Below are 18470 nucleotides of genomic sequence, written 5' to 3'. Positions count from 1 at the left end.
CGCGGCACCGGTTGCCGGTGAGGGGGACCATGGCGGCGTGACCGCCGTCCCCACCGCCGTCGACCCGGCCGCTGCAGACACCGGCACCCTCGCCGCCCTCGCCGGCCTCGTGGCGGACGGGGACACCGTCGTGCTCTCCGGTGCCGGGCTGTCCACCGACTCCGGCATCCCCGACTACCGCGGAGCGAGCGGGTCGCTGCGCCGGCACACGCCGATGACCTACCAGACCTTCCTGCGCGACCCGCGCGGCCGGCACCGCTACTGGGCGCGCAGCTTCGTGGGCTGGCCGCAGATCCGGGAGGCGCGGCCCAACGCCGGGCACGCCGCGGTCGCCGACCTGCAGCGGGCGGGCCTGGTGGCCGGCGTCATCACCCAGAACGTCGACGGGCTGCACCAGGCCGCCGGCGCGCGGGACGTCGTTGAGCTGCACGGCGGGCTGGACCGCACCATCTGCCTGGCCTGCGGGGACGTCGCCGACCGCGGCGAGCTGCACGAGCGGCTGCGGGCGGCCAACCCGCACTTCGGGCCGCACGTCGACGAGGTCAACCCCGACGGTGACGCCGAGCTGCCCGACGAGCTGCTCGACGGGTTCGTCATGGTCGACTGCGCGGCCTGCGGGCGCGGCCCGCTCAAGCCCGACGTCGTCTTCTTCGGCGAGACGGTGCCGCGGGACCGCGTGGACACCTGCTTCGCGATGGTCGAGCAGGCCGGCTCCCTGCTGGTGCTGGGCTCCTCGCTGACGGTGATGAGCGGGTACCGGTTCGTGCTGCGCGCCGAGAAGCTCGGCATCCCCGTCGGGCTGGTCAACCTGGGCCCGACCCGCGGCGACGCGAAGGTCGACGTCCGGGTGGACGCCCCGCTCGGGACGGTGCTGCCCGACCTCGTCCGCCGCGTCGCTGCATGACCCGCCAGGTCACCCGCACCGACGACGGCCGGTGGCTGGTCGTCGACGGCCGGCGCTGGCGGGCGGCCGACCCGGCGCTGCCCGACGACGTCCGGGCCCGGCTGCTGCACCACCTCGGCGTCGCGCGCTCGGCGGTCCGCTCGGCCGGTCGAGCCGGGGACGGCGCCGCGCTGGCCGCCGCCCGCGCCCGGGTGCAGCTGGCCAAGACGGGGCTGGGGGAGCGCGGCACGGCCTGGTGGGACCAGGACGACGCCGCGCGCCGCGCCCGCTGGGAGGCCGCGCTCGCCGCGTTGGGTGACGGACCACCCTGACCCCACCGCTCGCGGGCTCGTGGCGGGACCTGCAGGGAGGCCGCACGGCGGTTGACGCCGCGCCGGGACGGGCAGGAAGTCCGTCGATGCAGACCTTCCTGCCGGTGGCGGACTTCGAGGAGAGCGCCCGGCTCCTGGACTCCCCCCGCCTGGGCAAGCAGCGGGTGGAGACGCTCCAGGTGCTGCGGGCCCTCGAGCTGCCCGACTACGGCTGGACCTCGCACCCCGTCGTGCGCATGTGGCGCGGCCGCACCCCGGCGCTGGTGGCCTACGGCCTGGCGGTGGTCCGCGTGTGGCGGGAGCGCGGCTTCGCCGACACCACGCACACCCTGATCGCGGAGTTCGCCCCCGACGTGGTCGGCGTCCCGCAGGAGGAGCTGGCCCGCGCCGGGATGCTGCCCTCCTGGATCGGCGACGAGGCGATCCACCTGTCGCACCGGTCGAACCTGCTGGCCAAGGAGCCGGACTTCTACCGCCCGCTGTTCCAACCGCTCTTCGGCGCCGAGCCCGAGGACCTCCCCTACGTCTGGCCCGGGCCCGACGACCTCCCGCCGGCGCCGCCGCCGGAGGGGACGCGGGTGTGGGTGGTGCGCCCCCGAGCGCACAACGAGCTGGGCGCGTGCCTGGCCGCCGGCCTGGTCGGGCTGGGCACCCAGTCCGGCATCGACGTCGACGCCACCGGGCTGTCCCCGGCCGAGCTGCGCGTGCTGTCCAAGGAGATCTCCGGACGCCGCCCGGCCAAGGACCTGCGCCAGCTCTCGGCCTTCCTCGACGAGGTCCGCCCCGGCGACCCGGTCGCGCTGCCGATCGAGCACGGCGCGGGGCTGCTGGTCGGGGAGGTGCTCGGGGACTACCTGTTCGACGGCCGCGAGCTGCTGCCGCACCGCCGTCCCGCCCGCTGGGACCGCGTCGTGCCGCGCGCCGCCGCCCGCCCGCCCGCCACGCTCCAGGACCCCCGCGCGCTGTTCTCGGTCGTCATCGACCCCGACGTCCTGCCGCCGGCGGCGGCCGGCACCACCTACCGCGAGCCGGCGCTGCCGCTGGCCTGAGGGATGGCCCCGCTGCCCCCCACCACGGCCCCGTCCAGGGCACCGCCCTGAGCTGGCGAAGGGTGGGGGGGACGGGGTCCTTCCACCTGCAGGGGGGCCACCCGCCGGCCGGTCGCGGCGACCAGCCCCCAGGCGGCAGCGTGCAGCCGGCGCAGCTCCAGCCACGGCGCCAGCTCGGCGTCGGTCGGGGCGTCCGGCAGCGCGTCCAGCGCCGCCCGGCCGTCCAACCGCGAGGTGCTGCGCAGGCAGGCCAGGTCCCAGGCGCGCGGACCGGCGCAGGTGTCCTCCAGGTCGGTCCACCACCAGCCCTCGGGAGTGGCCAGCAGGTTGCCCGGGTGGGCGTCGCCGTGCAGCAGCTGCAGCTCGCCGCCCAGTCGCGGACGGAGCTCCGCCAGCCGGTCCCGGAGGCGGTTCAGCTGCACCGCGGGAACGCCCCACGCCCGGCCGAGGACCGCGAACCGGGCGAGGTCGTCGAGCGGGGTGTCCAGCGGGGCGCCGTCCACCGGCAGCGCGGCCAGGTGCTCGTGCAGCTCGGGCAGCGCCGCGGCCACGTCGGCGGGGGAGGGCGCCACCGGCAGGACCTCCACGTGCCGCCAGAAGGAGAGCTCGAGGCCCGCGTACCGGTGCGGCCCGGGCGGCAGCACGTCGCTGGGCGGGACGACCGGCGCGCCCGCCGCGGCGAGGGCGCCGGCGACGGCGACCTCGCGGGCGAACGAGCGCAGCGGCGTCGGGCGCAGCAGCGGGGTCAGGGTCGCCACCCGCGCCACGACCGGTGCCGGGGCCAGGTGGACGACGACGTTGACGCCGTCCTGCAGCACCCGCGCCCCGTCGGCGGGGACCCCGTGGGCCGCCGCGACCGCCCGGGCGGCGAGCAGTGCGCGCGCCGCCCGGTGGCCCCCCTGCAGGTGGGAGGACCCCGTCCCCCCCACCCTTCGCCGGCTCAGGGCGGTGCCCTGGACGGGGCCGTGGCGGGGGGCAGGGGGGTCCTCCTTCACGCGCCGGGTCGCCGCACGTTCTGCAGCCGGACCTGGCCCCGCGCGACGAGCTTGCCGTCGTCGGCCCGGGTCAGCAGCACCTGCCAGAGCTGCTGGGTGCGGCCCTGCTGCACCGGCTCGGCGACGACGTCGAGCCGGCCCTCGGTCATCGAGCGGATGAAGTCGGTGTTGTTGTTGACCCCGACGGCGAACTGCCCGTCGTCGGCCACCGCGACGCTGGCCCCGATGCTGGCCGCCGACTCGATGACGGCGCAGTAGAGCCCGCCGTGGACGACGCCCCAGGGTGTGTGCTGCTCCGGCCCGACCTGGACCGTCCCGGTCACGCGCGTGGCACCGACCTCGCCGACCTGGAACCCGGTGGCTGCGACGAAGCGGCTGGCGGAGTCCAGGTCGACCGCGGGCAGGTCGGCGCTCACGCGTCCTCCTCGCTGACGCTCGTCGGCCGCGTTCGCGGCGCTGCCGTGTTCCTCCGTGAGCTCGCGAGCTCGCTCACGAGGCGTCCCAGACCAGGCAGAACGGGTGGCCGACCGGGTCGGCGTAGACGCGGAAGTCGCCCCCGCCGCCGGGGAGCGTGCGGGCGCCCAGCGCGAGCGCCTTCGGCTCGGCCTCCCCGATGTCGGCCACCCGGACGTCGAGGTGGAACTGCTGGGGTCGCTCGGGGTCCGGCCAGTCCGGCTGCCGCAGGTCCGGCGCCTGCTGGAACGCCAGCCGGTACCCCTGGCCGGTGACGACGACCCAGTCGTCGCCCGGGGAGCCCTTGCTGACCTCCATCCCCAGCAGGTCGGCGTAGAAGGTCGCGAGGGCGTAGGCGTCGGGCGCGTCGATGACGACGGAGTGCAGCTGGCCGATCATGGACCCATCCTGCGGGGCGCGGGAGTGCCGGACCAGCGGTGATCCGGCCGCTCGCCGCGACGATCCGGCCACCGGGGCAGGATCGTCCCCGTGGACTCCTCGACCGCCCCCCGGCTCGGAACGCTGACCTGGACCCCCGCCGCCGACCGCCCCGAGCTGCTCGCCGCCCCGGTGGCCGCGGCGCTGGGCGCGCTGACCGCGCCCGCCTGGGTCGCCCCGATCGACGCCGACCTGGCCGACACCGCCGCCTTCACCGAGGCCTACGGCGTGCCGCTCGAGGTCTCGGCGAACTGCGTGGTCGTCGCCGCGCGCCGCGCCGGGCAGACCGAGCTGGCCGCCTGCCTCGTCCCGGCGACCACCCGCGCCGACGTCAACGGCCTGGTGCGCCGCCACCTCGGCGCCCGCAAGGTCTCGTTCGCGCCGCAGGACGTCGCCGTCGCCGAGAGCGGCATGGAGTACGGGGGCATCTCCCCGCTGGGACTCCCGCCGTCCTGGCCGGTGCTGGTCGACCCGGACGTCGCGGCCGCCGACCTCGTCGTGATCGGGTCGGGCACCCGGGGCAGCAAGCTGGCGGTGCCCGGGGCCGCACTGGCCGCGCTGCCCGCCGTGCAGGTCCTCGAGGGGCTGGGCCGCCCGGTCGCCGAGCCCCCGCGCCACGTTCCGGCGGCGCCGGCCGGGCGGGCGCCCGACGACTGGGACGTCGGCTGGGGCGAGCGCCCCGAGGAGCTGTCGGCCGCTGATCGGCGCTACCTCGAGGACCGCCCGCCGCACTGGGGCAGCGACTGAGGACGGCGGCCCGGGCCGCTCCGGCGTCATCCACCCACCCGGGTCGCAGCCGGTCCAGCACCACCCGCCGAGCGCGGCGGGAGGCTGAGGGTCAGCGTCGCGGTGGTGGCCGCGGCGGCGAGCCGCGCCGCGGTGTCGGCGTCGACGGCGACCAGCAGCAGTCCGTCGTCCTCCTGCCCGGGGCCGGCCAGGACCGGGGCTCCGGCAGCGATCACCTCGGCGCGCACCGCGCCCGGTGGCGTGGCCAGGACGTCGACCCGGTCGCCCGGCCGCACCAGCGAGGTGACCGCGAGGTCGGCGGGGCGCACCGGCGCAGCGACCTGTCCGGTGCCGAGCCGGTCGGTCGGGCCGGTCCCGACCAGGACGGCGTCGGTCAGCGGCACGCCCGGCCGGAGGCCGCCGGCGAGGACCCGACCCACGACCGCGGCCGGGTCCTCGACCGCGCCGGCCGGACGCAGCTCCGGTGGGTAGGGCGCGACGGAGACACCCCCGGTGGTGAGGACGGCGCCCGGCCCGAGGTCGGCCGCGGCGACGACGACCGGGACGGTGGCCGGCGCGGGGGAGGGGGCCGGCGCCGGGCGGAGGGCCACGACGAGGGCCGTGGCGGCGAGCAGCGCGGCGAGGACCTGCCGGGCGGTGTGCAGCGGCCGGCGCGGCCGGCGGAGGCGGACCATGCCGACAGGCTGGCCGCCCGCGGCCGCCGCTGGGGCAGCGGACGCCGGGTTGTGGAGCCGGCGACCGCCTGTGGACCGCGGGTCAGCTGGCGGCGGCGCTGCTCGAGGTGGAGCTGGAACTGCCCGACGAGGAGCCCGAGGACGACGAACTGCTGCTGGCGGCGGGCGCGGCGTCCGTCTTGCCGTCGGACTTCCCGCCGTCGGACTTCCCGCCGTCGGACTTCCCGCCGTCGGACGACGAGCCGGACCCCTTCGACGACGCCGTGGAGCGGCTGTCGGTGCGGTAGAAGCCCGAGCCCTTGAAGACCACGCCGACCGACCCGTAGACCTTGCGCACCGGGCTGCCGCACTCGGGGCACTCGCTCACCGGGGCGTCGGTGAAGCTCTGCACCACCTCGAACTGGTGCTTCCCGTCGGGGTTGGTGCAGGCGTACTGGTACGTGGGCACGGTGGTGGTACTCCTCGTCGGACGGGCCGGACTGGCACTCTCACCCGGCGACTGCCAATGATGCGCGCCGCGACGGCGCCCGTCCACGTGCGGGCGGCGAGTGTCACGTCCGCGAGAGGTGTCTCGTTGGACGGATACGAGTCCGCCGGGGGGTCGGGCCGCAGTCGGCGCTGGGGCCGGGCGAGCGAGTGGCCCGGGCGACGGTCACCGTCCCACCCGGCCCCCTCGTGCACCCCGAGCGACGACCAGCCCGGCGAGGGACGCCGCGGAGACGGCGACGGCCGGGTCACCCAGCCCGGCACCACGTCGTGCCCGGCGTTGCAGGGCGAGGAGTACGGCGGCAGCGGCACGTCGTTCCGGTGGGTGGTCCAGTACTCGGGGGCGGTCGACCTCGGCGCTGCGGCGTGGCGCACGCGGGTCGAGGCCACCCCGTCCCGGTCGGAGTCCTCGCGGGTGGCACCTCACTACGCTCCGATCGTGGCCAGTGCAGCAGGAACCGGGCCGTGAGCGTGCAGGCGGCCGTGCTCGGCTTCGCCCTCGTCGCCCTGCTCCTCACCGTCACGCCGGGCCTCGACACCGCCCTGGTCCTGCGCGCCGCCGTCGCGCGGGGACGGCGCGACGCCTTCGCCACGGCGCTCGGGGTGGTCGGCGGCGTCCTGGCGTGGGGCGCCGCTGCCGCGGTCGGGGTGTCGGCCCTGCTCACCGCCTCCACCGTCGCCTACGCGGCCCTCCGGCTCGTCGGCGCCGGCTACCTCGTCTGGCTCGGCGGGCGGATCCTGTGGCGCCTGGTCCGCTCCCGTGCCGCCGCGCCCGCCGGCTCGGCTCCGGCCGCGCCGGGCGGAGCCTGGCGGTCGGCCCGCACCGGTCTGCTGACCAACCTGCTCAACCCGAAGGTCGGCGCCTTCTACGTGGCCGTGCTGCCGCAGTTCCTCCCGGCCGGCACGCCGGCCCTCGCGATGGGCGTGCTGCTGGCCCTCGTCCACGCGGCGATGAGCCTGGTCTGGTTCACCGTCCTCGTCCTCGGTGCGGTGGCCGCCCGCCGGTGGCTGCAGCGCCCGGCGGTCAGCCGGACCGTCGAGGGCGTCACCGGGGCCGCCCTGCTCGGCTCCGGTCTGCGGCTCGCCCTGCCCGGGGGCTGACCGGACGACGGGTGACCCGTCGCCGGCCGGGGCAGGACCGGGTGGTCCGCGCACCCGAGGAGAACGCCGCCGTGACCGAGCCCCGCCCACCGTTCCCGCCGTTCGACCGCACCAGCGCGCTCACCAAGGTGCAAGCCGCAGAGGACGCCTGGAACAGCCGCGACCCGCACCGCGTGAGCCTCGCCTACACCGAGGACTCGGTCTGGCGGAACCGCGAGGAGTTCCTGACCGGCCGGGCGGAGATCATCGCCTTCCTGACCCGCAAGTGGGAACGCGAGCTCGACTACGTGCTGCGCAAGAGCCTGTGGGGGTACACCGACGACCGCATCGCCGTCCGTTTCCAGTACGAGTGGCACGACGCCGGGGGCCGGTGGTTCCGCAGCTACGGCAACGAGCTGTGGGAGTTCGACGAGCGCGGGCTCATGCGCCGTCGTGAGGCCAGCACCAACGACGTCCCCATCGCCGAGGCCGACCGGCGGTGGCACGGCCCGCGGGGGGACGACGAGCGCGGTCCGGGGCACGACATCCCGCTGCGCTGAGCCGGCGCGGCGAGCATCCCCGCTGCTCAGGAGCCTGCGTCACAGCACGGGAGGGCTCGGCCGGACTACGGTGGGGCTGCGCAACGGAGTCGCGGCCCACCGGTCGTGGCCCGGCACCGTCACGGTCGGGAGGCGGGTCCCGGCGACTGCGCTGGACCAACGCCGGGCACCCTCCGCCGCTGCTGCTGCTCCCCGACGGCGCGGTGCGGGTGCTCCGCACCCCACCGGACCTGCTCGTCGGCATCGACCCCACCCGGCCGCGCCGCGACCCCACGGCCGACCTGCCCGTGGGCAGCACGCTGGTGCTCTACACCGACGGGCTCATCGAGCGCCGCAGCACCGGCCAGGACATCGACGAGGGCACCACTGCGCTGAGCCGGACGCTCGACGGCCTGCAGCACCTGCCGGCCGACGCCATCCTCGACCGCGTGCTGGACCCGGTCCGCTGCGACCGCGAGGACGACATCGCCGCGCTCGCCATCCGCGTCGAGGGGCAGCTCCGGCGGCCCGGAGCCGGCTCGCTCACCAGTACGGTGCCGGACGTGGCGCAGCGGTGGCTCGACGAGGAGCAGCAGCGGGTCTGGCGGACGTGGCTGAGCGTCTCCGAGCTGCTCCCCCGGGTGCTGGACGCCCAGCTCCAGCGCGACGCCGGCCTCAGCCACGCCGCCTACGTCGTCCTCGCCATGCTGTCCGAGGCGCCCGGCCGCAGCCGGCGGATGAGCGACCTGGCGCGTCGGGCCAACCAGTCGCAGAGCCGGCTGTCCCACACCGTCGCCCGCCTGGAGGACCGTGGCTGGGTGCGCCGCGAGCCCTCGCCCGAGGACGGCCGGGGCAACGTCGCCGTGCTGACCGACGCCGGCTGGGAGGTCGTCCGGTCGGTCGCCCCCGGCCACGTCGAGGCCGTCCGGTCGGCGCTGTTCGACCCGCTCACCGACGAGCAGACCCACGCCCTCGGGAACGCGCTGCAGGCGGTGCTCGACCGCCTCGACCCCGACCACAGCCTGCGCCTGCGGGAGGGCGCGGACGCCGGCTGACGGCCGCGGGAGCCGTTCACCGGCCACCGTCGGGCTCGGGACGCGATGACCAGCTCAGCTGATCGTCGCCGGACCTCGGCGGCCCAGGTGGCGGTACCGGTGCAGGCGGGTGCGGAGGCGCTCGCCGTCGTCCCGGCCGAGCAGGCCGGCCAGCTCCTCGCCGAGCACCCGCCCCAGCCGCCGGCAGAACGCCACCGGCTCGTCGGCCGCGTCCGGCCGCTCGGGGACGACGCGGTCGACGATCCCGGCCCGCCACAGGTCGGTCGCCCGCACGCCCTGGTGCGCGGCCATCTCGCCGGCCCGGTCGACGGTGCGGTGCACGATCGCCGAGGCCCCCTCCGGAGGCAGCGGACCCAGCCAGCCGTTGGCCGTCGCCAGCACCCGGTCGGCCGGCGCGAGCGCCAGCGCCCCGCCGCCGGTGCCCTGCCCCAGCAGCACCGCCAGCGTCGGCGCCCGCAGCACCACCATGTCCTCGAGGCAGCGGGCGATCTCCGCGGCCAGGCCGCCCTCCTCGGCCTCCTTGGACAGCGCCGCGCCGGGGGTGTCGATCAGGGTGACCAGCGGCAGCCGCAGCTCGGCGGCCAGCCGCATCCCGCGCCGGGCCTCCCGCAGCGCCGCCGGCCCGAGCGGCGCCGACAGCGACTGCCCGCGGCGGTCCTGACCCAGGACGACGCACGGCGCACCGCCGAAGCGCGCCAGCGCGAGCAGCAACCCGGGGTCCTTCTCGCCGGCGCCGGTGCCGGACAGGCCGACGACGTCGGTGGCCGCCGTCCGCAGCAGCCGCCGCACACCGGGCCGGTCCTCGCGGCGGGAGGCGGTGACCACCGCCCAGGCGCTGCGCCCGTCCTCGGGGTCGTCGGCCTCGGTGCCGTCCTCGGCGGTGGGCCGCTCGGCGTCGGCGACGTCCCGGTGCCAGGTCTGCCGGGCGGCCAGCACGCGCAGCGCCCGGTCGGCGACCTCGGCGATCTCCTCGTGCGGGACGACGGCGTCGATGAGCCCGTGCTCGGCGAGGTGCTCGGCGGTCTGCACGCCCTCGGGGAACGGCTCGCCGTAGAGCGCCTGGTAGACCCGCGGGCCGAGGAAGCCGATCGACGCGCCGGGCTCGGCGATGGTCACGTGCCCGAGCGACCCCCACGAGGCCAGGACGCCGCCGAACGTGGGGTGCCGCAGGTAGACCAGGTAGGGCAGCCCGGCCTCCTTGTGCCGGGCGATCGCCGCGGTGATCCCGATCATCTGCAGGAAGGCGACGGTGCCCTCCTGCATCCGCGTGCCGCCGGAGACCGGGGCGGCCAGCAGCGGCAGCCCCTCCTCGGTGGCCCGCTCGACCGCGGCGATGAGCCGGTCCGCGGCGGCCACGCCGATCGACGCGGCGAGGAAGCCGAACTCCCCGGCGATCACGGCGACCCGCCGGCCGCGGAGCAACCCCTCGCCGGTGGTGATCGACTCGTCCTGCCGCGTCTCCCGTGCCGCCCGGGCCAGTTCGGCGGCGTAGGACTCCGGCACGTCTCCGACGGGGACGGGGGAGTCCCAGCTCTTCCAGGAGCCGGGATCGAGGACCAGGTCGCGCAGCCCCCGGGCGTCGAGCGAACGGGTCACTGCGCCAGCCAGGCCCGGACCGCCTCGTCGGAGGATCCCAGCACCGGCGGCGCGGCGTGCTCGCGGCGGGTCGTCTCGGTCTCGCCGTCGGGACCGGGGGTGAAGAAGCGCAGCGGCGGGCCGGGCAGCTGCAGCCGGCCGAGCGTGGGGTGCTCGACGTCGACCAGCAGGCCCTGCGACAGCGTCTGGTCCCAGGTGTAGACCTCGTCGAGCGTGCGGACCTTGCCGGCCGGGATGCCGGCGTCGGCCAGCCGGGCCAGCAGCTCCTCGGGGGCGTGGTCGGCGAACGCGCGCTCCAGCAGCTCGATCACCTGTGCCCGGTTGGCCACCCGCTCGCTGTTGGTGGCCAGCCCCGGCGCCTCCGGGTCGAGACCGAACTCGGTGCACAGCCGCCGCCACAGCCCCTCCGACCCGCAGGAGAGCTGCACGCTGCCGTCCCTGCAGTGGAACAGCCCGTACGGCGCGATCGAGGGGTGGTGGTTGCCCTGCGCGCGGCCGACCTCGCCGGCCACCGTCCACCGGGTGCCCTGGAAGGCGTGCACGCCGACGATCGCCGCCAGCAGGGAGGTGCGCACGACCTGGCCGCGGCCGGTCCGCTGCCGCTCGATCAGCGCGGCCAGCACCCCGTAGGCGCCGTACATGCCGGCCAGCAGGTCGCCGATCGGGACGCCGACCCGCTGCGGGTCGTCCGGGCCGGCCCCGGTCAGGGACATCAGCCCGCCCTCGCCCTGGGCGATCTGGTCGTAGCCGGCCCGCCCGCCCTCGGGGCCGTCGTGGCCGAAGCCGCTGATCGAGAGGGTGACCAGCCGCGGGTTGAGCTGCTCGAGCACCTCGGTGCCGAAGCCCAGCCGGGCCAGCGTGCCGGGCCGGAAGTTCTCCAGCAGCACGTCGGCGCGGCGGACGAGCTCGCGCAGCAGCTCCTTGTCGCCGTCGTCCTTGAGGTCGAGGGTGATCGACTCCTTGTTGCGGTTGGTCGACAGGAAGTAGGTGGACTCCCGGTCGGCTCCTTCGGGCTGGAGGAACGGCGGCCCCCAGCCTCGGGTGTCGTCCCCGGTGCCGGGGTTCTCCACCTTGATGACGCGGGCACCGAGGTCGCCGAGCATCATCCCGGCGTGCGGTCCGGCGAGGGCGCGGGTGAGGTCGACGACGAGGACGCCGTCCAGCGGTCCGGGCACGAGGGCCTCTCTCTCGGGGGTCTACAGCCAGCCGGGGACGACGAAGACCAGCCAGGCCAGGAACGGTCCGACGGTCACGACGATCCCGGAGTAGGCGAGGATCTGCTTGTAGAAGCGGTCCCGGTCCACGTCCTGGGCGTTGGCCAGGACCAGGGCGCCGTTGGTGGAGAACGGGCTGACGTCGACGATCGTCGAGGCCACCGAGAGGGCCACGATGACGCCCACCGTGCCGATGTCACCGGCCTGCAGGAACGGCACGGCCAGCGCGATGGCGACGCCGATGATCGCCGTGGAGGACGCGAACGCCGACACCACGCCGCCGATGTAGCAGAGCAGCAGCGCGATGAGCAGCGGGATGCCCAGACCGATGACCGCCTCGCCGACGTAGTCGATGGTGCCGGCCTCCTGCAGCACGAACACGAAGGTCAGCACGCCGGCGATGAGCAGCACCGTGGACCAGCTGATCTGGCTGACCGCGCCCTTGTGCCGGGCGGCGGCGAACAGCGCGAGCACCGTCGCGACGGTGATGGACACGAAGCCGATGTCCAGGTCGAAGACCAGCGCCAGGACGGCGACGGCGACCAGGCCGATCAGGGTCAGGACCTGGTCGAGGGTGACCTTCTGCGGGCGCTCGGGCTCGCCGTCCACCGCGTCGCCGCTGCCGCTGCCGCCGCCGACGGCCGGGCCGGGCGGGGCGCCGTGGCCGCTGACGACGGTGGCCTTCGCGTGCTCGGCCGTGGCCGGGGCCGTGACGCCCACCTTCCGGCCGAGCAGCCGGCGGCCGCCGAGGACGAAGAACAGCACCAGGGCGATGGCCAGGTTGAAGAGCAGGCTGCCCAGGAAGACGGTGACCGGGCTGGTGGTCAGCCCCTCGGTCTCGACGATCGTGTTGACCGTGACGCCGTAGACGCTGATCGGTGAGAAGCCGCCGCCCTGCGCGCCGTGGATGACCATCATGCCCATGAGCAGCGGGTTGATCTGGTAGCGGGCGGCGAAGCCGAGGGCGATCGGGGCGATGATCGCGACCGCGGCGGGGGAGAGGGCGCCGATCGCGGTGAGCAGCGCGGTGACCGCGAACATGATCCACGGGATGGCGGCCACGTGGCCGCGGACCAGCCGCACCGCGCCCCGCACCAGCAGGTCGACGGTGCCGTTGTTCTGCGCGATCGCGAACAGGTACGTGACGCCGATCAGGGTCACGACCAGCTCCGCGGGGAACCCCGCGAGGATGTCGTCGGTGCTCAGCCCGACCGACAGCGTGCCGACGAGGAACGCGGCCACGAAGGCCAGCGCGCCCATGTTGATGGGCAGGAACGTCGCGATCGCGAAGATCACGATCAGCGCGATGATGGTGACGATCTCCGGTGACACGACGGGCTCCTACGGCGTCGGAGGACTGGGACACCTCGTGCAGTGGCTCAGTGGCCTAGCCACTGGCGTCGGGGACACTGTGTCATGCGCCACGCCGACAGCATGCAGGGAGGGACACGTGTCCGCGCCCGGTGAGCCGGAAGCGTCCGCCCCGGGCGGCCTCCAGCCGCTCCGCCGCTCCCCCCGCCTGTACGAGCAGGTCGTCCAGCAGTTGGTCTCCTGGGCCGACGAGAGCGGTCTCGGCCCGGGGGATCGGCTGCCCGCCGAGCGCGACCTCGCCGTCCGCCTGGGGGTCAGCCGCGCGACGCTCGCCCAGGCCCTGGTGGCGCTGGAGGTCACCGGCGTGGTGTCGGTCCGCCACGGCGACGGCACCGTCCTGCTGGCCGCGCCGCGCTCCGAGGCGGTGCTCGCGGCGCTGCGCGCCCGCCGGCACGACCTCGGGGACGTCATCGAGGCGCGGCAGGCGCTCGAGGTCCGGCTGGCCGCCCTCGCGGCCCGCCGTCGCACCGAGGCCGACCTCGCCGAGATCGACGCCGCTCTGGACGCGATGGCCGAGGACGTGCGGAGCGGCGGGCGCGGGGTGGGTGGGGACGAGCGCTTCCACGCGGCCGTGACGGCCGCCGGGCACGCGCCCCTGCTCGGCCGGCTGATGGCCGAGATCGCCGACCTGGTCCGGGAGAGCCGGATCGAGTCGCTGTCCCAGGCGGGCCGGCCGGCGCGCAGCCTGGCCGGTCACCGCGCCATCGCCGAGGCCATCCGGGCCGGGGACGCGCCGGCGGCCGCCGCGGCGATGACCGCGCACATCGAGCTGGTCTCCGACGTCCCGCTGCTCGCCGACGACGACGGCTGAGGCCGGTCCGGCCCGGGTCAGGCCAGGTCGAGCCAGCCGCCCGAGGGGGTCACCACCGCGGTGACCCGCTTGTCGTGCGGCTCCACGGGGAGCTCGTCGACCAGCTCGTCGTCGAAGACGATGGCCACCAGCCGCGCGTCGGGCCGGACGTGCTGCAGCGCGCGGTCGTAGTAGCCGCCGCCCCGGCCCAGGCGCACCCCGGTCCGGGCCACCGCCACCGCAGGGACGACGACGACCTCCGCCGCGCCGATCGCGGTCGGCCCCAGCCGCGGGCCGACCGGCTCCAGCAGCCCGAAGCGGCCCGGGGCCAGCCGGCCGGTGTCGACGGCCCAGGACAGCTCGCTGCCGTCGCCCGGCACCACGGGGAGCAGCACCCGCGAGCGGAGCTGGGTGAAGGCCGCCGGCAGCCGGCCCGCGCCGGGCTCGGTCGGGTCGGGGGCGAAGGCGGCCAGCGTCCGCGTGCCGGCCAGTCCGCGCAGCAGGGCGGTGGTGATCGCGGCGTTGGCGGCAGCGCGCTCCTCGGCCGAGCGGGCCTGCCGGCGGGCGAGGAACCGCGCGCGGAGGACGACCTTGGCCTCGGTCACGTCGTCCGGGGAGGTCACCGGCGCAGGCTAGCCAGGTCGCCCGGAGGTGCCGGTCCGTCCGCCCCGCACCGGTGGCGCGGACGGCGTGTCCGCGCGCGTGTCGCCGACGACGACCCGGTTCCCCGGCCGGCGGCGGCCCGACGGCACCACGCGGGGGCTCCGGTGCCCGGTCACTAGGCTCGCGCGCATGCCGACTCCGAGCACCCGCCCGACGCGGAAGGCCGTCATCCCCGTCGCCGGGATGGGCACCCGATTCCTGCCGGCCACCAAGGCGGTGCCCAAGGAGTTGCTGCCGGTGGTCGACCGGCCCGCGCTCCAGTACATCGTCGAGGAGGCCGCGCGCGCCGGGCTCGGCGAGGTGCTCATGGTGACCGGCCGCAACAAGGCCGCGATCGAGGACTTCTTCGACCGGCACCCCGAGCTGGAGACCGCGCTGGAGAAGAAGGGCGACGCCGCCCGGCTCGCGGCGGTGCACGCCTCCACCGAGATCGCCCAGGTGCACTTCGTCCGCCAGGGCGAGGCGCGGGGGCTCGGTCACGCGGTGCTGCAGGCCGCCGCCTTCGTCGGCGACGAGCCGTTCGCCGTGCTGCTCGGCGACGACATCATCGACGCCCGCGACCACCTGCTCGAGCAGATGCTGCAGGTGCAGGCCGAGCACGGCGGCTCGGTGGTGGCGCTGCTCGACGTCGGCCGGGAGAACATCGACAAGTACGGCGCGGTCGCCGTCGAGCCCGGCGGCACCGACGTCGTCGCGATCACCGGCCTGGTCGAGAAGCCGCCGGTCGACGAGGCGCCCAGCAGCCTGGCGATCATCGGCCGCTACGTGCTGGCCCCCGAGGTCTTCGACGTCCTGCGCGAGACCGCGCCCGGCCGCGGCGGGGAGATCCAGCTGACCGACGCCCTGGCCACCCTCGTCGAGCGCGGCGAGCCGGTGCACGGCGTGGTGTTCTCGGGCCGCCGCTACGACACCGGCGACCGGCTGGACTACCTCAAGGCGGTCGTCCAGCTGGCCAGCGAGCGCGAGGACCTGGGCCCCGGCTTCCGCACCTGGCTGGCCGGGTTCGTGGCCGACCTGCCTGCTGCGGGCGCGTCGGAGGCCTGAGCGGAGGCGGTCAGGGGGCAGCATCGACCCCCGTGGTGGGCATGACCGAGGACGACAGGGACGGGACGGTCCCGGGGTACCGGGACACCACGGCGCTGGACCTGCGCTCCGGCACCCCGGTGCGGGACGTGCCGGCGCCCTCGCCCGCCGCCGACGCCGCCGTCGGGACGCCCGTGCACGAGACGACGGCGATCGAGCGCGGCGCCGTCCCCCCGCCGCCCGCGGCGGCCGAGCCGGCGCCCCCGCGCAGCGTCGAGCAGCACCTCGACGAGATCCTCACGGCGGTGCCGCAGCCGGACCCGATCGAGCTGGCCGTCCTCGACGCGCAGGGGCTGCTCTGCGCCGAGGAGGTGGTCAGCCGGCGCGCGCTGCCGGCCTTCGACCAGGCCGCGCTGGACGGCTACGCCGCCCGCGCGATGGACGTCGAGGGCGCCACCCCCGCCGAGCCGGCCCGGCTCTCGGTGGTGGGCGAGACCGTCGCCGGCCCCACCGGCCCGGCGTCGATCGGTCCGGGCATGGCGCAGAAGGTCGCTGCCGGCGCGATGCTGCCGGCCGGCGCGGACGTCGTCGTCCCGGCGGTGTGGACCGACGGCGGCATGGTGGAGGTCGCCGTGCACGCCGGCCCGGGAGCCGGCAGCTACGTGCGCCGGGCGGGGGACGACGTCGCGCCGGGCACCACCGCGGTGCAGGTGGGCACCCCGATCGGCCCGGCGCAGATCAGCCTGCTCGCCGCGGTCGGCCGCGACCGGGTGCAGGTGCGGCCGCGCCCGCGGGTCGCCGTCCTCTCCGCGGGCGGCGAGCTCGTCGACATCAGCACGCAGCCCGGTCCCGGCCAGGTCGTCGACGTCAACAGCTACGCGCTGGCAGCTGCTGCGCGCGACGCGGGGGCCGAGGCCTACCGCTGGGGCATCCTCCCCACCGAACCCCGGCGGCTGTCGGAGGTGCTGGAGAGCCAGCTGCTCCGCAGCGACCTGCTGCTCGTCGCCGGCACCTTCGCCAGCGGGGGCGACGTGGTGCAGGAGGCGCTGGCCGGGCTCGGCCCCATGCACTTCTCGCAGCTGACGATGCACCCCGGGCCGGTGCAGGCCTTCGGCCGCCTCGGGCGGGACTCGGTGCCGGTCATCTGCGTGCCCGGCGAGCCGGTCGCCGCGCTGGTCGCCTTCGAGGTGTTCGTGCGCCCGGCCATCCGGATGATGCTGGGCAAGCGCCAGCTGTTCCGGCGCACCGTGCAGGCGATCGCCGCGGAGCGGCTGGTCTCCCCGCTGGGCTACCGGCAGTACCTGCACGGGCAGGTCATGCGCCACCCGGACGGCGGCTACGTGGTGGAGCCGCTCGGGGACGGCAGCGGTTCCAGCGAGGAGGCGATGCTGGCGCGGATGGCGCGGGCCAACTGCCTGATCGTGGTCGACGAGGACGTCACCGAGGTGGCCGCAGGCGGGCTGGTCACCGTCATGCCCCTGCTGCTCGGCGGCTGAGCGGCGCAGTGGTCGACCCCGCCCTGCGGCCCGGGTGGCCCGCGCACCTGGTCCGGGGCCCGGTCGAGCTGCACCCGCCGCGCCGGTGGGACGCCGAGGAGTGGAGCCGGGTCCGGCGGGCCAACGAGGACTGGCTGGCGCAGTGGGAGCCGACCGCGGCCGGGTCGTGGGCGGCGCGGCACACGCCGGCGGCGTACCGGGCGATGCGCCGGGCCGTGCTGCGCCGGGCCGCGATGGGCATGTCGCTGCCGTTCGTCGTCCGGGTGGAGGGCCGGCTGGCCGGGCAGGTGACCATCGACAACGTCGTCCGCGGCGCGCTGCGCTCGGGCAACCTCGGGTACTGGATCGACCGCGCCGTCGCCGGCCGGGGGATGGCCTCGCTGGCCGTGGCGCTGGTGTGCGACCACGCCTTCGGACCTGCCCGGCTGCACCGGCTGCAGGCCGACATCCGCCCCGAGAACGCACGGAGCCGGGGGCTGGTGCACCGGCTGGGGTTCCGTCACGAGGGCCTGCTGCGCCGGTACCTGGACATCGACGGCGACTGGCGCGACCACGACACCTTCGCGCTGCTTGCCGAGGACGTGCCCGGTGGCGTCGTCGCCCGGTGGGAGTCGCGCCTACCACGCTGACCAGCGGCGGAGGCGTGTCGCCGGGTCGACACGCCGCCGGTCCGGCACTCCAGTCACACGACACCCATGACACGCCGCGCGCCTCCCTCGAACGGAGGAGCACAGGCCGTAACTTCGCCCGGCAGGTGACGCGTGTGACGGGTGGTGTTCTCAGATGGGTTCGGGTGTGCTGCTGGCCGCTCTGGTCGTGCTGTGGTTCGTCGTGCTGGTGCCCATGGTGGTGACCCGCGGTGATTCCTCGGCGGTCCGCTCCACGGGGGCCGACGCGGGCCGGACGTTGCAGCGGCGGCGGGCGGTCGACCCTGCCGTCTTCGCCGAGACCGAGCGGGTCTCGATCGACCGGGCCGCGCTGCTGACCTCCGGTGAGCTGCGGGTCGACGTCCACGCCGTCCGCCGCCGCACGCTGGCCGGCCTGGTCGCCCTCACGCTGCTGGCGCTGGTGGGCGCACTGGTCTGGAGCCCGTGGCTGTGGATCGCGCAGGGTGTGCTCGACCTCGCGGTGGTCGCCTACCTGGTGGTGCTGCGGGCCGCTGCCCGCCGGGAGCGGCTGGCCGCCCGCCGCGCCGCCCGGGCCGCCGCCCGCACCGCGCGCCGGCCGGCCGCCCGTCCGGTCCCGGCACCCCGTCCGGCCCCCGCCGAGGAGGCGCCGGCCGCGGAGGTGCACCACCACACCGTCGGCCTGCCGCACCCGAGCCTGCCGCTGGCGCCGGTGCACCCGCTGCGCCCCGGCCGGGTCGTGGCCGCCCGCACCGCCGCTCCGGCCGGCTGGCAGAACAGCGCCGTCGTGGGCCTGGACGACGACGACATCGGCTTCGCCGACATCGACGTCTACCAGCCGCGCCGGGTCGCCAACGGCTGAAGGACCCCCTTCCTCCCCACCCCTCGCGAGCTCGGGGCGGTGCCCTGGAAGGGGCCCGTTCCATCACGGCACCAGGCTCGAGGTGGGTCTCCGCGAGG

At 76.3% G+C, this 18470-nt stretch carries 21 protein-coding genes; 12 read left to right on the top strand and 9 right to left on the bottom strand.

Features of this window, described 5'->3' with window-relative positions; translation table 11 throughout:
- The first annotated feature begins 37 nt into the window (after positions 1–37).
- The 3 genes from BMW27_RS12315 (at position 38) to BMW27_RS12305 (ending at position 2264) form a co-directional block, all read left to right on the top strand.
- Positions 38–904: an NAD-dependent protein deacetylase gene (locus tag BMW27_RS12315; RefSeq protein WP_091444476.1), complete on the top strand. Its 867-nt coding sequence runs from the start codon at positions 38–40 to the stop codon at positions 902–904.
- A complete protein-coding gene (locus BMW27_RS12310; RefSeq protein ID WP_091444473.1) occupies positions 901–1215 on the top strand; it encodes a biopolymer transporter Tol in 315 nt (104 codons plus the stop codon). The genes BMW27_RS12315 and BMW27_RS12310 overlap by 4 nt, the downstream gene beginning before the upstream one ends.
- An 86-nt stretch (positions 1216–1301) precedes the next feature.
- The gene (locus tag BMW27_RS12305; RefSeq protein ID WP_091444470.1) at positions 1302–2264 is read left to right on the top strand and encodes an MSMEG_6728 family protein; all 963 of its coding nucleotides are present in this window, start codon (positions 1302–1304) and stop codon (positions 2262–2264) included.
- Here BMW27_RS12305 and BMW27_RS12300 read toward each other — a convergent pair.
- From BMW27_RS12300 to BMW27_RS12290, 3 genes are all read right to left on the bottom strand, one after another.
- On the bottom strand, positions 2234–3193 hold the full coding sequence (locus BMW27_RS12300; RefSeq protein WP_091444467.1) for a phosphotransferase: 960 nt from the start codon (positions 3191–3193) through the stop codon (positions 2234–2236). The two genes, BMW27_RS12305 and BMW27_RS12300, sit on opposite strands and share 31 nt — an antisense overlap.
- 62 nt (positions 3194–3255) lie before the next feature.
- A complete protein-coding gene (locus BMW27_RS12295) occupies positions 3256–3675 on the bottom strand; it encodes a PaaI family thioesterase (protein WP_217638139.1) in 420 nt (139 codons plus the stop codon).
- A 73-nt stretch (positions 3676–3748) separates the two neighbouring features.
- The gene (locus BMW27_RS12290; RefSeq protein ID WP_091444463.1) at positions 3749–4111 is read right to left on the bottom strand and encodes a VOC family protein; all 363 of its coding nucleotides are present in this window, start codon (positions 4109–4111) and stop codon (positions 3749–3751) included.
- Between the two features lie 90 nt (positions 4112–4201).
- On the opposite strand from BMW27_RS12290, the gene BMW27_RS12285 reads away from it, so the two are divergent.
- Entirely contained in the window at positions 4202–4897 is a 696-nt protein-coding gene (locus BMW27_RS12285) for a YbaK/EbsC family protein (RefSeq protein WP_091444459.1), read from the top strand.
- 26 nt (positions 4898–4923) lie between these two features.
- Here the strand turns inward: BMW27_RS12285 and BMW27_RS12280 are convergent, their stop codons facing one another.
- Entirely contained in the window at positions 4924–5571 is a 648-nt protein-coding gene (locus BMW27_RS12280) for an SAF domain-containing protein (RefSeq protein ID WP_091444456.1), read from the bottom strand.
- Between the two features lie 82 nt (positions 5572–5653).
- The gene (locus BMW27_RS12275; RefSeq protein WP_091444453.1) at positions 5654–6019 is read right to left on the bottom strand and encodes an FmdB family zinc ribbon protein; all 366 of its coding nucleotides are present in this window, start codon (positions 6017–6019) and stop codon (positions 5654–5656) included.
- A gap of 503 nt (positions 6020–6522) precedes the next feature.
- Here BMW27_RS12275 and BMW27_RS12265 point away from each other — a divergent pair.
- The 3 genes from BMW27_RS12265 to BMW27_RS24040 all read left to right on the top strand — a co-directional run bounded on the left by BMW27_RS12265 (position 6523) and on the right by BMW27_RS24040 (position 8731).
- The gene (locus BMW27_RS12265) at positions 6523–7158 is read left to right on the top strand and encodes a LysE family translocator (RefSeq protein WP_091444450.1); all 636 of its coding nucleotides are present in this window, start codon (positions 6523–6525) and stop codon (positions 7156–7158) included.
- A gap of 71 nt (positions 7159–7229) precedes the next feature.
- Positions 7230–7697, top strand: coding sequence for a nuclear transport factor 2 family protein (locus tag BMW27_RS12260; RefSeq protein ID WP_091445131.1), 468 nt, complete (start codon positions 7230–7232; stop codon positions 7695–7697).
- The gene (locus BMW27_RS24040; RefSeq protein ID WP_091444448.1) at positions 7637–8731 is read left to right on the top strand and encodes a SpoIIE family protein phosphatase; all 1095 of its coding nucleotides are present in this window, start codon (positions 7637–7639) and stop codon (positions 8729–8731) included. Before BMW27_RS12260 ends, BMW27_RS24040 begins: the two co-directional genes overlap by 61 nt.
- Before the next feature lie 54 nt (positions 8732–8785).
- Here BMW27_RS24040 and BMW27_RS12250 read toward each other — a convergent pair whose 3' ends face one another.
- Genes BMW27_RS12250 through BMW27_RS12240 form a run of 3 tightly spaced genes read right to left on the bottom strand, consistent with a single transcriptional unit; the run spans position 8786 to position 12873 of the window.
- Positions 8786–10327 (bottom strand): carboxyl transferase domain-containing protein, encoded by a 1542-nt coding sequence (locus tag BMW27_RS12250; protein WP_091444446.1) that lies wholly within the window; start codon positions 10325–10327, stop codon positions 8786–8788.
- Positions 10324–11502 (bottom strand): CaiB/BaiF CoA transferase family protein, encoded by a 1179-nt coding sequence (locus BMW27_RS12245; RefSeq protein ID WP_091444443.1) that lies wholly within the window; start codon positions 11500–11502, stop codon positions 10324–10326. Before BMW27_RS12245 ends, BMW27_RS12250 begins: the two co-directional genes overlap by 4 nt.
- 21 nt (positions 11503–11523) lie before the next feature.
- Positions 11524–12873: an SLC13 family permease gene (locus tag BMW27_RS12240; RefSeq protein ID WP_091444441.1), complete on the bottom strand. Its 1350-nt coding sequence runs from the start codon at positions 12871–12873 to the stop codon at positions 11524–11526.
- A 118-nt stretch (positions 12874–12991) separates the two neighbouring features.
- Here BMW27_RS12240 and BMW27_RS12235 point away from each other — a divergent pair, with 118 nt between their 5' ends.
- Entirely contained in the window at positions 12992–13723 is a 732-nt protein-coding gene (locus tag BMW27_RS12235; RefSeq protein WP_217638138.1) for a FadR/GntR family transcriptional regulator, read from the top strand.
- A 17-nt stretch (positions 13724–13740) separates the two neighbouring features.
- Here the strand turns inward: BMW27_RS12235 and BMW27_RS12230 are convergent, their stop codons facing one another.
- A complete protein-coding gene (locus BMW27_RS12230; RefSeq protein WP_091444436.1) occupies positions 13741–14325 on the bottom strand; it encodes a 5-formyltetrahydrofolate cyclo-ligase in 585 nt (194 codons plus the stop codon).
- A gap of 169 nt (positions 14326–14494) precedes the next feature.
- Here BMW27_RS12230 and galU point away from each other — a divergent pair, with 169 nt between their 5' ends.
- The 4 genes from galU (at position 14495) to sepX (ending at position 18372) form a co-directional block, all read left to right on the top strand.
- Positions 14495–15409: a UTP--glucose-1-phosphate uridylyltransferase GalU gene (galU, locus tag BMW27_RS12225; protein WP_091445130.1), complete on the top strand. Its 915-nt coding sequence runs from the start codon at positions 14495–14497 to the stop codon at positions 15407–15409.
- Between the two features lie 41 nt (positions 15410–15450).
- Entirely contained in the window at positions 15451–16884 is a 1434-nt protein-coding gene (glp, locus tag BMW27_RS12220; RefSeq protein ID WP_245743518.1) for a molybdotransferase-like divisome protein Glp, read from the top strand.
- An 8-nt stretch (positions 16885–16892) separates the two neighbouring features.
- Positions 16893–17513 carry a GNAT family N-acetyltransferase gene (locus tag BMW27_RS12215; protein WP_091444431.1) on the top strand — a complete coding sequence of 207 codons (621 nt, stop codon included), beginning with the start codon at positions 16893–16895 and terminating at the stop codon, positions 17511–17513.
- Between the two features lie 154 nt (positions 17514–17667).
- Positions 17668–18372: a divisome protein SepX/GlpR gene (gene sepX, locus BMW27_RS12210; RefSeq protein WP_091444428.1), complete on the top strand. Its 705-nt coding sequence runs from the start codon at positions 17668–17670 to the stop codon at positions 18370–18372.
- Positions 18373–18470: the final 98 nt, after the last annotated feature.

The organism is Geodermatophilus poikilotrophus (assembly GCF_900111455.1).
Lineage (GTDB): Bacteria > Actinomycetota > Actinomycetes > Mycobacteriales > Geodermatophilaceae > Geodermatophilus > Geodermatophilus poikilotrophus.
The sequence above is the reverse complement of the archived record's forward strand: the minus strand, read 5'-3'. Positions and strand labels throughout refer to the sequence as shown.

Coding starts and splice junctions, on each gene's coding strand:
- BMW27_RS12280 (WP_091444456.1), bottom strand. CDS start 5,571: ATGGTCCGCCTCCGCCGGCCGCGCCGGCCGCTGCACACCGCCCGGCAG.
- BMW27_RS12305 (WP_091444470.1), top strand. CDS start 1,302: ATGCAGACCTTCCTGCCGGTGGCGGACTTCGAGGAGAGCGCCCGGCTC.
- sepX (WP_091444428.1), top strand. CDS start 17,668: ATGGGTTCGGGTGTGCTGCTGGCCGCTCTGGTCGTGCTGTGGTTCGTC.
- BMW27_RS12310 (WP_091444473.1), top strand. CDS start 901: ATGACCCGCCAGGTCACCCGCACCGACGACGGCCGGTGGCTGGTCGTC.
- glp (WP_245743518.1), top strand. CDS start 15,451: ATGACCGAGGACGACAGGGACGGGACGGTCCCGGGGTACCGGGACACC.
- galU (WP_091445130.1), top strand. CDS start 14,495: ATGCCGACTCCGAGCACCCGCCCGACGCGGAAGGCCGTCATCCCCGTC.
- BMW27_RS12290 (WP_091444463.1), bottom strand. CDS start 4,111: ATGATCGGCCAGCTGCACTCCGTCGTCATCGACGCGCCCGACGCCTAC.